The following is a 13,099-nucleotide window of genomic DNA, read 5'->3' as shown; positions in this document are numbered from 1 at the left end:
TGGGCGAAAACTTGAGCCACTCCGGCTCAACTCCCAGTTTCGCGTCGGTAACCCGTTGTTTCCCCGTGCCCACTACCCTGTGACCATGAATGAGAAGAAGCCCGCCCGCGACCATTCGGCCACGACGGTGACGGTGCCCGCCGTGGCGAACACCGGGGCGATCGCGGCCGTCGGGCTCGACCTGCAGGAGGGCCGCGTCATCCCGCGCAAGCAGGTCTGGTCGTGGGCACTCTGGGACTGGGCGACGCAGCCCTTCAACACCGTCATCCTGAGCTTCATCTTCACCGCCCTCTATCTGACGACCGACGTCTTCCTGCCGCCGGACATCGCTGCGCTGGGGGAGGGCGACCCGATCTACGACGCCGGGCTCTCCGAACTCTCGAGCCAGTACGGCCTCGCCATCGGCATCGCGGGCGTCTTCATCGCCCTGCTCGCTCCGGTGCTCGGTCAGCGCTCCGACGCGATGGGCCGCCGCAAGTTCTGGCTCGGGCTGAACACCGTCGCGATCGTCGTCTCGATGCTGCTGCTCTTCTTCGTGCAGGGGTCGGCGCAGTACTTCGTGCTCGGCATCTCGCTCGTCGCGATCGGCAGCGTCTTCACCGAGATCGCGGGAGTCAACTACAACGCGATGCTCGTGCAGGTCTCGACCCCGAAGACGGTCGGCAAGGTGAGCGGGCTCGGCTGGGGCTTCGGCTACATCGGCGGCATCTTCGCGCTCGTGATCGTCGTGGTCGCCTACTCCGCCGACTGGTTCGGCGTCTCGGAGGAGAACGGGCTGCCCTTCCGCCTCGTCGCGGTCGGCTGCGCGGTGTGGAGCATCCTCTTCGCGCTCCCGATCTTCCTCAACGTGCCCGAGGTCGCGCCGTCGGCGAGCGCCCGCGCCAAGGTGAACTTCTTCGCGAGCTACGGCGTGCTCGTAAAGGACATCCGCAAGCTGTTCCGCGAGGCGCGCCAGACCTTCTGGTTCCTGCTCGCCAGCGCCGTCTACCGCGACGGCCTCGCCGGAATCTTCGCCTTCGGCGCCGTCATCGGCGCGGTGACCTTCGGCTTCGGCTTCCTCGAGGTGGTCGGCTTCGGCATCGCCGCGAATCTGGTCGCAGGGCTCAGCACCATCATCGCGGGCCGGTTCGACGACCGGTTCGGTCCCCGTGCCGTCATCCTGTTCTCTCTCATCGGTCTGGTCGTCGCGGGCACCGCGGTCTTCGCGCTCCACGACTCCGGCAAGATCGTGTTCTGGATCGGCGGCCTGATCCTTTGCGCCTTCGTGGGTCCCGCCCAGTCGTCGAGCCGCTCGCTCCTCGCCCGCGTCACCCCGGCTGGCCGCGAGGGCGAGATCTTCGGACTGTACGCGACCACCGGCCGCGCCGCGAGCTTCATCTCGCCGCTGCTCTGGGCCGGCTCGATCGCCCTGTTCGGCGCGCAGTACTGGGGCATCCTCGCCATCACGCTGGTGATCCTCGCGGGCCTGATCCTGATGCTGTTCGTCAAGGTGGCACCGAAGGCGCACTGACCGGGTTGGCTCTGAAAGCACCGTAAGAGTCCGAAACACGCTCTCCTTCCGGCCCGATCGTTGACAGGCTGAGGTCATGACAACGACAACAGCCGCCAAGGCAGAACTCCTCCGCTCGCTCCACGTGCCCGGCACGCCCCTCATCGTCACCAACGTCTGGGACGCCGTCACTGCCCGCATCGTCGCCGGCGCTCCCGGCGTGAAGGCGCTCGCCACCGCGAGCCACGCCGTCTCGTTCGCCCACGGGGTCGAGGACGGCGAAGGCCTCACGGTCGACCAGGCCATCGCTGCCGCCGGCGTCGTCATCGGCGCCGTGGACGTTCCCGTCTCGGTCGACTTCGAGAAGGGCTATTCCCCGGATGCCGCCGGCGTCGAGGCGAACGTGGCCCGACTCATCGCGGCCGGAGCGGCCGGCATCAACATCGAGGACAGCATCGGCGCGGCCAAAGCGCCCCTGTTCCCGCTCGAGGTCGCCGCGGAGCGCGTCGCCGCCGCGCGCCGTGCCGCCGTCTCGACCGGCGTCCCGCTCGTGATCAACGCGCGCGTCGACGTACTCGCCGGCGGGGGCGAGTGGGATGACGCCGTCGCCCGCGCCAACGCCTACCTGGGCGCCGGTGCCGACGTGGTGTTCGTCCTCGGCCTCGGAACGGAGGAGCTCGTCTCCCGCGCTCTCGCCGAGATCGACGGCAAGGTGTCGGTCATCTCCAATCCGACATCCGTGCCCCTGAAAAAGCTCGCGGACCTCGGCGTCTCCCGGGTCAGCTTCGGGCCCGGCACGCTCGGGCTCACGCTCGCGCACCTGCAGGCGGCCGCCACGCAGCTCACCGCGCTCGGCGAGTACCCGGCCGAGCTGGGCTTCGAGTACTAGACCTTCCGCCGCGCCGAGCCCCGGGCGTATCCTCGCGGCATGGCTGATCATCGACCGATAGGTTTCTGGCTCAAACTCGTCGACCGCCTGATCGACGAGCAGTTCGCGGCCACGCTCGAGGAGCACGGGGTTACCCGCCGACAGTGGCAGCTGCTCAATGTGCTCGCCCAGGGCCCGGCCACGGTCGCCCAGCTCGACTCCGCCGTCGCCCCCTTCCTCGCCCCGGCGACCGAGGGCGCGGCGGCGGAGTCGTCGGTGGAGCACCTCGGCGAACTCATCGAGAGCGGTTGGGTCGACGCGACCCCCACCTCGTACGAGCTCACCCCTCGGGGCGAGGCCGCCCTCGAGCGGCTCGGACTCGTCGTCGCCGAGCAGCGCACGCTGAGCACTCGCGGCGTCACCGAGGAGGAGTACCTGACCACCGTGAGCGTGCTCGAGCGGGTCGCCCGCAACCTCGGCTTCGCGGAGTGAGGTCGCCGCTCGCCGACCTTTCCGCCCGAGACCGACCGAGGGATGGGCAGAGCTACCCAGTGACGGCGACTCCGGCAAAGGCTAGTCTCAACAAATGATCATCTTCGGCGCCAGCACCAGAGTCACACTCCTCGCGATCGTGAACTTCGTCTGCGGCAACTGCCACCAGCCCGCCGCCCAGCGGGTGTACCTCAAGGTGCTGCGGTTCAGCCTGTTCTTCATCCCGTTGTTCCCGCTGTCGAAGACGCGCTTCGTGGACTGCGTCTACTGCGGGGCGTCGACCGCGATCACGAAGGACCAGGCGGACCGCTACGTCGAGTTCGTCGAGAATGCGAAGCTCGAAGCCGAGCTCGACAGGGAGTTCGGTCCGGAGAACCCGGCGCCGACCAGCGCGAACTGACGGCGCTCTGCCCTCGAGCTCTTCCACCCCCGCCCGACAGGACCGTTTGGGCCGTTCGCACGGTCGACAGGACGGATCGCGCCCCCGGGACGCTGCCGCCCTGTTGTGCGGCGGCGCCCGTCAGTTGCCGAGCAGCGCGTAGGCGATCAGCAGCATCGTCACGAAGAAACCGGTGACGAAGTTGAGGCCGAGGAACTTCTTCCAGCCGCGGTTCGCGGTTTCGGCTGCGGCATCCGTGATCGACCAGAACGCTGCGCAGACGATCGCGTAGGGCAGGGCGAGCAGCGCGGCGAGCTGCCCCGGCCACTCGGTGAAGAGCAGCAGTACGCCCGCGAGCAGGTACGCGATGACCGCGAGCCGCACGGTCGCCTTCGCGCCGATGACGGTGGCGATCGAATCGATGTCCGCCTCGCGGTCGGCGATGACGTCCTGCACCGCGCCGAACGCGTGCGAGGCGATCCCCCACAGGAAGAACGCGGCGAGAAGCATCCACAGTTGCGGCGTGAAGACCGCCCCGGCGAGCGCCAGCCCATAGATTGCGGGGGAGACGAAGTGGGTGCTCGAGGTGATCGAGTCGACGAACGGGCGTTCCTTGAAACGCAGTCCCGGAGCGGAGTAGGCGATCACCGCGAAGACGCTCACCGCCAGAACCAACCAGGAGAGGGGGTTGCCGACGACGACCAGGTAGACGAGAAAAGGAATGTTGGTGACGGCTGCCGCGATGAGCGTCGGCCGGTGCATGCCGCGGTCGAGCAGTGCGCCCTCCACGCCGCCCTTGCGCGGGTTGCGCAGGTCGCTCTCGTAGTCGAACACGTCGTTGATGCCGTACATGGCGAGGTTGTACGGGATCAGGAAGTAGACCGTGCCGAGCACAAGCACGAGGTCGATCTCACGGGTGGCCATGAAGTAGGCCGCCGCGAACGGGAAGGCCGTGTTCACCCAGCTCAGCGGACGTGAGGAGACGAATAGTGCTCTGATCATGCCGGGTCCTCTGGGGTGGTCGGGCGCGGGGCTGTGGGGCGCGGGTTGATAGCGCGCGGGTCGGGGTTGCCGGGGGCTCCGTCGCTCGCGCGCGGGATCGCTCCGGCAGGGCGTCGCCGCGCCGGGAGCAGCGCCCACAACGACGGCAGCAGCACGACGGCCGCGACGGCGTAGGCGAAGTCCTCGAGCGGGGCGATGCCGACGAAGGCGCCGCTGATGAGGTCGGGGTTGTAGTCGACGAGTCCGATGCCGATCATCACGTTGTCGAAGACGGCGGTCGTGACGAGCAGCGCGATCGCGGCGATACCGACGGCCGGCCAGCGCACGCCCGAGCCGGGAGCGCGGCGGGCCTTCAGCACCGCGGCGAGCGCCACCAGCGCCACGGCGCCGAGGAAGATCGCGTTGAGGGACCAGTACGTCATCGGGCACCGTCTTCCGACGAGGCCGAGGGGCTCGACGTGTTCGACGTGCTCGACGGTTTCGCCGGCCCCGAGAGTCTCAGGCCACGCTTCGACAGGCTCAGCGACCGGCAGGCGAACCCGTAGAGGTCCATCGTCACGTAGACCAGCAGCGCGAGGAAGAACAGCTCCTCCACGGGCAGCTCGGGCGCGACCTGGATCCCGGTCATGAAGTCCGTCTCGCCGCGGAAGAAGATGCCCAGCCCGATGCCGGCGAGATCCCAGAGCACGAAGAACACGAGCCCCGAGACGAGAACGACCGCCGCGCGGCGCGCATCCGCCCAGAAGAAGAGCGTGAAGCGCCGGTCGAGCATCACCATGCCGGTGAGGGCCACGAGCAGCGCGACGAGGTAGAGCAGACCCATCAGACGGTGGACCTGAGCGGTTCGGGCAGGGGAGTAGTGCTCGTGTCGCCGCGCAGGCGCTTGACGAGGATCTCGGCGCTGATCAGGCACATGGGCAGACCGATGCCGGGGATGGTCGAGCCGCCGACGTAGTACAGGCCCTCGACCTTCTTGCTCTTGTTGCCCTCGCGGAAGAACGCACTCTGCTTGAGCACGTGCGCCGGCCCGAGGGCGGTGCCGCGCCAGGCGTTGAGCTCGGCCTGGAAGTCGCCGGGGCCGGCCGTGCGGCGCACCGTGACGCGGGCGGCGAAGTCGGGGATACCCGCCCAGGCGCCGATCTGGTCGATGATCACGTCGGCGAGCTTCTCGATGCGCGCGTCGCCGCCGCCCTCGATGCCGCCGCGTCCGATACCGGGGTCGGCGGGGATCGGGACGAGCACGAACACGTTCTCGTGGCCGTCGGGGGCGACGTCCGGGTCGACGCCGCTCGGCTTGCAGACGTAGATCGACGCCGGGTTCGGCACCGAGCTCGGGTCGCCAAAGATCGCGTCGAAGCCCTTCTTCCACTCGCGCGTGAAGAGCAGCGTGTGGTGCTCGAGCTCGGGCAGCTCGCCCTCGACCCCGAGGTAGAGCAGCAGGGCGCTCGGCCCGGGCACGCGCGATTCCCAGTGCGGTTCGGGGTAACTGCGGTCGGGCTGCTCGAGCAGCTGCGTCTCGGTGTGGTGGAGATCGGCGGCGGAGACCACGAGGTCGGCGTCGAGAGCGACGGTCGCGCCCGCGGCATCCGTGTACTCGACGCCCTTCGCAATACCGTCGACGACGACGATGCGGGAGACCGTCGCGCCCGTGACGATCTCGACGCCTTCGGCGCCGGCCAGGTCGACGATGCTCTGGATGACGCGGCTGAAGCCGCCCATCGGGTAGAGCACCCCGTCGGCCAGGTCGAGGTGGCTCATCAGGTGGTACAGGCTCGGCGTGATGTACGGCGACGAGCCGAGCAGCACGGCGGGGAAGCCCAGGATCTGGCGCAGGCGCAGGTCGCGCACCGTGCGCGCGACCAGCCGGGAGAGCGGCATCGTGAGCATGCGCGCGAGCTTGCCGGTGCGGCGCAGCACGTCGCGGGTGACGAGCGGGCGCAGGTCGGCGAAGGTCGTGTAGAGGAACTTCTTCTTCGCCATGTCGTAGGTGTCGAGCGCCGAGTCGAGGTAGGCGTCGAGCTTTTTGCCCGCACCCTTCTCGATCGACTCGAAGATGGCGATGTTCTCGGCGCGGTCGGCGGAGATGTCGACGGGCTCGGTGAGGCCCTCGAAGTACACCCGGTAACCGGGGTCGAGGGTTACGAGGGTGAGCTGTTCCTCGCTCGACGTGCCGAGCAGCTTGTAGAAGTGGTCGAAGACCTCGGGCATGAGGTACCACGACGGGCCGGTGTCGAAGCGGAATCCCTCGCTCTCCCACGATCCGGCGCGGCCGCCGAGCGACCCCTTCTGTTCGAGCACGGTGACCGTGTGGCCGTCACGCGCCAGCAGCGCCGCCGAGGCGAGCCCGCTGATGCCGCCGCCGATCACGACGACGCGGCTCACGCTCCCACCCGATTCGCCGAGGGGGTGCGGCCGAGGGCGGCACCGGCGGCGATGCGCGCCTTCACCGGGTTGGGCACACGGATGCGCACGCGTCGCAACTGGTCGGCCGGCGTCGCGCGCAATCGCACCGAGAGCTCGGCGAACAGTCCCTGCGCGAGTGCGACCGCCTTGCGGCTGGTCGGCGGCAGGGAGGGGATGACCGCGGCGGAGGTGCGCAGGTCGGAGTCGATGTCGTCGAGCAGGCGGATTTTGTCCTCTTCCGTAAACGAGTCGACGCTGACGCCGGGGAAATAACTGCGGCCGAGCGTCTCGAAGTCGGCGGCAAGGTCGCGCAGAAAATTGACTTTCTGGAACGCCGCGCCGAGGGCCCGCGCTCCGTGCACGAGTCGGGCGTCTTCCGCCTCGGTGAGGGGAACGCCCTGCATGAACGCGCGGAGGCACATCAGACCGACGACCTCGGCAGAGCCGTAGACGTAGCGGTCGAAGCTCTCCTGGTCGTGCTCGCTCGCGGTGAGGTCGGTGCGCATGGAGTCGAAGAACGGCGCGGTGTACTCGGCACCGAAGCCGGTCTCGCGGGCGGTGAGGGCGAAGGCGTGCACCACGAGGTTCGAGCTGAACCCATCGGCCATCGCCGCCTCGGTCTCGCGCTCGAGTTCGTTCAACTGGCGGGCGGCGCCGACAGCGTCCAATCCGGATTCGACGGCCGCGCCATCCACGATCTCGTCGGCCACCCGCACGAGGGCGTAGATGTTCTCGACGTGCTGGCGCACCCCGGGTCCGAGCAGCTTGGCGGCGAGCCCGAACGATGTGGAGTACCGGCGGATGACGACACTCGCGGTTTCCTCGGCAACGCGGTCGTACAGCGCGCGGCGGCTCACTTGACCCTGCCGAGCACGGCATCCACCACGGGGTGCAGCTCGATTCTCAGGGCCGGCGGGATGTGCGGTTCGGCGAGGCGGGCGAGCGCGCGGTTGGCGTAGTAGCGGGCGAGACCCTCGGCGAACGACTTGGCACCGCAGGCGATGAGCACGTCGCGCACGCGCTGCGCCTCGTCGTCGGTGAGGTCGTGCTTGCCGATGAGCGGCGCGATCCCGGGCCACTCTGCCGTGCTCGTCGCGTAGGAGATCATGACCGTGCGCTTGCCCTCGCGCAGGTCGCCGACCGTGGTCTTGCCGGTCTCGGCCTCTTTGCCGAACACCCCCAGCAGGTCGTCGACGAGCTGGTAGGCGATGCCGATCTCGCGGCCGAAGTCGCCGAGAGTCTGAATGACGTCCTCCGACGCTCCGGCGAGGATGGCGCCGGCCTGCAGCGGGCACTCGAAGGAGTAGACGGCGGTCTTGAGGCGCTCCATGGTGAGGATGTCGTCCACGCGGGGCATCTCGTCGGCGATCGCGAAGTCCACGTCGATGAGTTCCCCGGCGGCGGAGGCGAACAGCGCGTCATCCATCACCTCGAGCAGTCGCGACCGCACGATGTCGCTGACGCCGCTGCGGTCGATCAGCCGGTACGAGTTGAACAGGGCGAGGTCCCCGGCGATCACGGCCGCAGAGATGCCGCTGTGCTCGGCCACCTGGTCGGAACTGCCGCGGGCGGATGCCGCGTCCCGGTAGCTCCCGGAGATGTTGGCGACACCGCGGCGCACGAAGTCGTGGTCGATCACGTCGTCGTGCACGATGAGGGCGGTGTGCAGCAGTTCGAACGCCGCGCCGACGTAGGCCGCGGCCTCGACGTCGTCGCCGCCGAGCGACTGGTAGGCCGCCATCACCATGCGCGGGCGGAACCGCTTGCCGCCGATCGTGTTGCTCTCGAGGGTCTCCCAGAGCGTGACGTATTGTTCGCCGAAGGCGGCCGCGCGGTTCTTGGCTAGGCTGAAGAAGCGTTCGAGCACGACGTCGACCTGTGCTTGCCTCGCTATCGAGACGGAAATCAGGTCGGGACCATTCACTTAGGCAGAGTACCGCGACCATGAGCCACACCGAACAGGTAGTCCTTCTTTCCGACGACGGATTGCCCATCGGCGTCGCCGACAAGCTCGCCGTGCACACCACCGAGACCGCGCTGCACCTCGCATTTTCCTGCCACGTGATGAACGAGGCGGGAGAAGTGCTGGTCACGCGGCGCGCACTGTCGAAGCTGACCTGGCCGGGGGTCTGGACGAACTCGTTCTGCGGCCACCCCGCCCCGGGCGAGTCGATGGAAGACGCGATCGCGCGACGCGCCGAGCGCGAGCTCGGAATCACGGTCACCCGGGTCGAGCTCGTGCTGCCCGATTTCCGCTACCGCGCGGTCGACGCCTCGGGCATCGTCGAGAACGAGATCTGCCCCGTCTACCGCGCCTACACCGACGATGCGATCGCGCCGAAGGCCGACGAGGTCGCCGAGTTCTCGTGGATCGAACCGCAGTCGCTGCGCAACGCCGCGGCCGCGGCACCCTTCGCTTTCAGCCCGTGGCTCGTGTGGCAGCTCGACGAGCTCGCCGCGTCATCCGCCTCTCTCTAAAGGACACCCCATGACCATTGCCGGAATCATCGACCACACCCTGCTCAAGCCCGAGGCGACCAGTGAGGATGTCGCGGCCCTCGTCGCGGAAGCCGTCGAGCTCGGCGTCTACTCCGTCTGTGTCTCGCCGAACATGCTGCCGCTGTCGATCCCGGCCGGCTCCGACCTCAAGGTCGCGGTCGTCTGCGGGTTCCCCTCGGGCAAGCACACCACCGCGGTGAAGACCGCCGAGGCGGCCGAGTCGATCGCGCTCGGCGCCGACGAGGTCGACATGGTCATCGACGTGGGAGCGGCCAAGGCCGGCCGCTTCGACCTGGTCGAGGCCGACATCGCGTCGGTGCGCTCGGTGATCCCCGCGCCGAAGGTGCTCAAGGTCATCATCGAGTCGGCGGCACTGACCGACGACGAGATCGTGGGCGCGAGCCTCGCCGCGGTCGCCGCGGGCGCCGACTTCGTGAAGACGTCGACCGGGTTCCACCCGACCGGGGGAGCGACCGTCGCCGCCGTCGCGCTCATGTCCGCCACTGTCGCCGGTCGCGCCGGCGTCAAGGCCAGCGGCGGCATCCGCTCGTACGAGACGGCCCGCGCGATGATCGAGGTCGGCGCGACCCGCCTCGGCGTCTCGGGCTCGCGCCAGGTGCTGGCCGAGGAAGCCGGCGCCGACGCCGCGACGCCCGTCGAGGGCGCGTACTAGTCCGTCACCCGCACGGCCGGTTCGTAACTCAGGCCGGATCGACGGCGCGCGGAGCGCGGGCCCGTCATTGCGCGGCTGAACTCGGCGAGCGCGGCGTTCAGCCTGAGTTGTGAACACCGCCACCGCACGCGTGTCGCCGGTCGCGGCATCCACTCGCCCATCTGCCCGGGTTATTTGCCGGGGCGGCCGGCCTCTGTGTCGCTGACGTCGGTGTGCACGAAGTTCTGGAACGAGCGGCTGGCCGTCGGGCCACGCTGTCCCTGGTAGCGCGAACCGTAGATGCCTGAGCCGTACGGGCTCTCGGCCGGGCTGGTGAGCCGCATGAAGCAGAGCTGCCCGATCTTCATGCCGGGCCAGAGCTTGATCGGCAGGGTGGCGACGTTCGACAGCTCGAGCGTGACGTGGCCGCTGAAGCCGGGGTCGACGAAGCCGGCGGTGGAGTGCGTCAGCAGGCCGAGGCGGCCGAGCGAGCTCTTGCCCTCGAGGCGGGCGGCGATGTCGTCTGGCAGGGTGACCTGCTCGTAGGTCGATCCGAGCACGAACTCGCCGGGGTGCAGGATGAACGGCTGGTCCGCGTCGACCTCGACCAGGTGCGTGAGGTCGGGCTGGTCCTCGGCCGGGTCGATGAACGGGTACTTGTGGTTGTCGAACAACCGGAAGAAGCGGTCGAGGCGAACGTCGACACTCGATGGCTGCACCATCCCGAGCTCGAGCGGCTCGAGGCCGATGCGTCCGGAGGCGAGCTCGGCCTTGATGTCCCTGTCAGAAAGCAGCATGGCTGACAGTCTATTTACTCTCGTCGGTCGAGCTTGTCGAGACCGCGCGGCTCAAAGCCCGGCCGGTACACTGGCAGTCGAGCCGCCGATGTCGGGCGGCGCACGCGGATGTAGTTCAATGGCAGAACTTCAGCTTCCCAAGCTGATAGCGCGGGTTCGATTCCCGTCATCCGCTCCACACATATACGTGCCCCGGTTCCGCTCGTTGCGCACGCTGGGATTTGGCGTTGGCCGCATCGTTGATCGCCGATCCTACGAGTACGGCGATCGTGGGCAAAACAGCCAGCACGACGGTGATCCATGAGAAATTTCCATGGCCGCAACCTTAGGTGACACGTTGGGGCAGTGGCAGCCTGCTCGCTTTCCGCGCTGTGTTCAGTCACTCGCCCGGGAGATGCACTAACGGAGCTTCAGCGACAGCTGAATCTGCCATTCTTTCCAGATGAACGAACTTGTCCTCATCTTGATAGGTGCCGTTGTCGGTGCACCGATCACGCTCTTCCTGGAATGGGTCATTCGCGGCGGAGTTAGGCGTCTGCAATCTCGATGGAAAAGGTGGGTCGAAAGCGGTCCCGCGGACGATATGCAGCATCCAGTTCTGATCACCCGTGAGGACGAAGACTCATTGATTAGAGTCACCAATTATGGGACCACGACTTACCGCGGCATTCGGCTAAGCCGGAAGCGAGACACCATTGGGATCTCGCCTTGGAGCGCCGAAAATATCGCCTCGGTTTCAATTCCGGATCTAAAACCGGGCCACAGTCATGCCTTCGATCGATCAGCGTTGGGACTGACGGAAGCAGTGCTTGATTCTCCCGCGCCCTACATCGGGGGTATCGACGCATATGCCTTTCACGTTCGACTTGACTTCAGTTTCGCAAATCCGAGCGCATTGAGACGACAGTTCAAGAGGACATACGATTGGTGGGACTACATAGAACCAATCAATATCGTCGGGGACCGACCGCTCCAGCACGCAGTGGAACAGCTCGTCGAATCCGCGTACAGGTACACGTCATACACAGTTCCCGCGAGGCTCAGGGCGAAAGTCCTCGCCATGAGCGATTCGGACGCTACGAAAGCAATCAACGCGCCCCGTGACCGAGGTGCGACGTTGAGCTTCCTAGATGAGTTCATTAAGTGGGATGCCAGCGAGGAAGAAACGTAGCCAAGCCCGCTCACCCAATCCGCCAGCACGATAGAGAGTCGCCGGAGAGATCTGGAGCATTTGAACGACATGTGGTGGTCGTGATGGTTCTACGCCGGAACTGGCTCATGACACAACCTGCGCGCAATTGCGATCAGTTCCGTGACAGATTCGGATGTCTAACCGGGGCTAGCGATTAAGGGGCGGAGCCGATGCTGGTGTTTCTTGCGCTCGTCGCAAAAGATTTGCGAGCTGAATGGCTGCATCCGCTGCGATACCGGCATCCCGCCTGTTGCCCGCTGGCCGGTGTTTCACAGCCTGGGCTAGTTCGATCACTGCCCGCGCGACCTTGCGGATGGGTGCATTTTCGGCGCCGACTATTGACACTTCAACAAAGCGGTCGAGCCGCTCTTTCGTGCTCGCTACGGGCGGCTCTGGCTGTCCTTCGCGTCCGTGGATCGCATGATCGTATGCAACAGCGCTGATGGCCTCCAACACGGTCACACAGTCGTTGCCGATGTTTCGATAATCCTGTGGCGAGGTTGCGATCTCAAAGTGACGACGCAACTCGGCAATCTCCTCATCCACGCGCGGCCATCCGGTTACTCTGTGGGGCGAGATTGGCTCCGCCAAGGTGGACTGGATGGAACCAGCTTCGCGAAGAGCGAGCGCCGAGTGAAGTGGCTCGAATATTCGGTCGAGGATCTCGCGCCGCGCTTGCCAGCCCCCGGCCCCCGCCGCTCCTTGTCCTATCCAGTAGGTGCGGAATCTGGTGAAGTCCGTGAACGGCGGATCGAAGGGGATTCCAAGGCGGCGGGTGACGGCGCGAAGGGCTGTGAGGATGGAACGCGACCCCGGTTCGGTCGCCGCCTGATGGGCGCTGGTCCCGAACTCCTGAAACTCTTCGTGGGCCAACCGAGCTAGGGCCACCGCAATTTCGATGTCCGAAAACTCAGCGACTGGACCACGAGTAATCGAATCCAGCAAGGCGGTGTTGAGAGTTGTATTGATGCCCCACGAGTTATGAACGGTGTTCCAAAAATCGTCGCTGCGCACTGCGCCAGTCTAAAGAAGATCTCACTTCGGGCGCGAAGTGCGGGGTCTCGTAGATTCCTTGCGAGCAATCACGCTCAACTCCGTGACAGATCCGTGACACTAAGACGGGAGCGTGACAGTATCCAGCGCTCAATGGTGCTCACTCGATCCGGCTCAAAAGTTGATTTGGTGCGGGATCGTAGGGAAATGGTAAGGGACGAGAATGGCATAATTCAGCTTCCCAAGCTGATAGCGCGGGTTCGATTCCCGTCATCCGCTCCACGTATTCCGGCCCGGCCCCGGACGGGTCACACCCCGTCGCCGAGCGCCGAT

15 protein-coding genes and 1 tRNA gene are annotated in these 13,099 nt (G+C 66.8%); 8 read left to right on the top strand and 8 right to left on the bottom strand.

Annotation, left to right across the window (positions count from 1 at the left end):
- Positions 1-85 precede the first annotated feature (85 nt).
- From HD599_RS16875 to HD599_RS16860, 4 genes are all read left to right on the top strand, one after another.
- The gene (locus tag HD599_RS16875; protein WP_184239771.1) at positions 86-1,510 is read left to right on the top strand and encodes an MFS transporter; all 1,425 of its coding nucleotides are present in this window, start codon (positions 86-88) and stop codon (positions 1,508-1,510) included.
- Between the two features lie 76 nt (positions 1,511-1,586).
- Positions 1,587-2,378 (top strand): isocitrate lyase/PEP mutase family protein, encoded by a 792-nt coding sequence (locus HD599_RS16870; RefSeq protein WP_184239769.1) that lies wholly within the window; start codon positions 1,587-1,589, stop codon positions 2,376-2,378.
- Positions 2,379-2,417: 39 nt separating this feature from the next.
- Positions 2,418-2,849, top strand: a complete 432-nt coding sequence (locus tag HD599_RS16865) for a MarR family winged helix-turn-helix transcriptional regulator (RefSeq protein ID WP_184239767.1) — start codon at positions 2,418-2,420, stop codon at positions 2,847-2,849.
- 94 nt (positions 2,850-2,943) lie between these two features.
- Positions 2,944-3,249 carry a zinc-ribbon domain-containing protein gene (locus HD599_RS16860; RefSeq protein ID WP_184239765.1) on the top strand — a complete coding sequence of 102 codons (306 nt, stop codon included), beginning with the start codon at positions 2,944-2,946 and terminating at the stop codon, positions 3,247-3,249.
- A gap of 120 nt (positions 3,250-3,369) precedes the next feature.
- Here the strand turns inward: HD599_RS16860 and HD599_RS16855 are convergent, their stop codons facing one another.
- Genes HD599_RS16855 through HD599_RS16830 form a run of 6 tightly spaced genes read right to left on the bottom strand, consistent with a single transcriptional unit; the run spans position 3,370 to position 8,557 of the window.
- Positions 3,370-4,230, bottom strand: a complete 861-nt coding sequence (locus HD599_RS16855; protein ID WP_184239763.1) for a prenyltransferase — start codon at positions 4,228-4,230, stop codon at positions 3,370-3,372.
- On the bottom strand, positions 4,227-4,652 hold the full coding sequence (locus HD599_RS16850) for a lycopene cyclase domain-containing protein (protein ID WP_184239761.1): 426 nt from the start codon (positions 4,650-4,652) through the stop codon (positions 4,227-4,229). Before HD599_RS16850 ends, HD599_RS16855 begins: the two co-directional genes overlap by 4 nt.
- On the bottom strand, positions 4,649-5,053 hold the full coding sequence (locus HD599_RS16845) for a lycopene cyclase domain-containing protein (RefSeq protein WP_184239759.1): 405 nt from the start codon (positions 5,051-5,053) through the stop codon (positions 4,649-4,651). The genes HD599_RS16850 and HD599_RS16845 overlap by 4 nt, the downstream gene beginning before the upstream one ends.
- Positions 5,053-6,612: a phytoene desaturase family protein gene (gene crtI, locus HD599_RS16840; protein ID WP_184239757.1), complete on the bottom strand. Its 1,560-nt coding sequence runs from the start codon at positions 6,610-6,612 to the stop codon at positions 5,053-5,055. Before crtI ends, HD599_RS16845 begins: the two co-directional genes overlap by 1 nt.
- Positions 6,609-7,490 (bottom strand): squalene/phytoene synthase family protein, encoded by an 882-nt coding sequence (locus HD599_RS16835; RefSeq protein WP_184239755.1) that lies wholly within the window; start codon positions 7,488-7,490, stop codon positions 6,609-6,611. Before HD599_RS16835 ends, crtI begins: the two co-directional genes overlap by 4 nt.
- Positions 7,487-8,557: a polyprenyl synthetase family protein gene (locus HD599_RS16830; protein ID WP_343062130.1), complete on the bottom strand. Its 1,071-nt coding sequence runs from the start codon at positions 8,555-8,557 to the stop codon at positions 7,487-7,489. The genes HD599_RS16835 and HD599_RS16830 overlap by 4 nt, the downstream gene beginning before the upstream one ends.
- Positions 8,558-8,577: 20 nt before the next feature.
- Here HD599_RS16830 and idi point away from each other — a divergent pair, with 20 nt between their 5' ends.
- On the top strand, positions 8,578-9,111 hold the full coding sequence (idi, locus tag HD599_RS16825) for an isopentenyl-diphosphate Delta-isomerase (protein WP_184239753.1): 534 nt from the start codon (positions 8,578-8,580) through the stop codon (positions 9,109-9,111).
- 10 nt (positions 9,112-9,121) lie between these two features.
- A complete protein-coding gene (deoC, locus tag HD599_RS16820) occupies positions 9,122-9,805 on the top strand; it encodes a deoxyribose-phosphate aldolase (protein ID WP_184239751.1) in 684 nt (227 codons plus the stop codon).
- A gap of 170 nt (positions 9,806-9,975) precedes the next feature.
- Here the strand turns inward: deoC and dcd are convergent, their stop codons facing one another.
- On the bottom strand, positions 9,976-10,581 hold the full coding sequence (dcd, locus tag HD599_RS16815) for a dCTP deaminase (protein WP_184239749.1): 606 nt from the start codon (positions 10,579-10,581) through the stop codon (positions 9,976-9,978).
- Positions 10,582-10,685: 104 nt separating this feature from the next.
- On the opposite strand from dcd, the gene HD599_RS16810 reads away from it, so the two are divergent.
- Both HD599_RS16810 and HD599_RS16805 read left to right on the top strand, forming a co-directional pair.
- Positions 10,686-10,759, top strand: a tRNA-Gly gene (locus HD599_RS16810).
- Positions 10,760-11,023: 264 nt separating this feature from the next.
- Positions 11,024-11,752, top strand: a complete 729-nt coding sequence (locus HD599_RS16805) for a hypothetical protein (RefSeq protein WP_184239747.1) — start codon at positions 11,024-11,026, stop codon at positions 11,750-11,752.
- A gap of 168 nt (positions 11,753-11,920) precedes the next feature.
- Here the strand turns inward: HD599_RS16805 and HD599_RS16800 are convergent, their stop codons facing one another.
- Positions 11,921-12,787, bottom strand: a complete 867-nt coding sequence (locus HD599_RS16800) for a hypothetical protein (RefSeq protein WP_184239745.1) — start codon at positions 12,785-12,787, stop codon at positions 11,921-11,923.
- Between the last annotated feature and the right edge of the window lie 312 nt (positions 12,788-13,099).

It is taken from the genome of Conyzicola lurida, assembly GCF_014204935.1.
Taxonomy (GTDB): domain Bacteria; phylum Actinomycetota; class Actinomycetes; order Actinomycetales; family Microbacteriaceae; genus Conyzicola; species Conyzicola lurida.
This window is presented reverse-complemented; position numbering and strand designations above follow the sequence as displayed.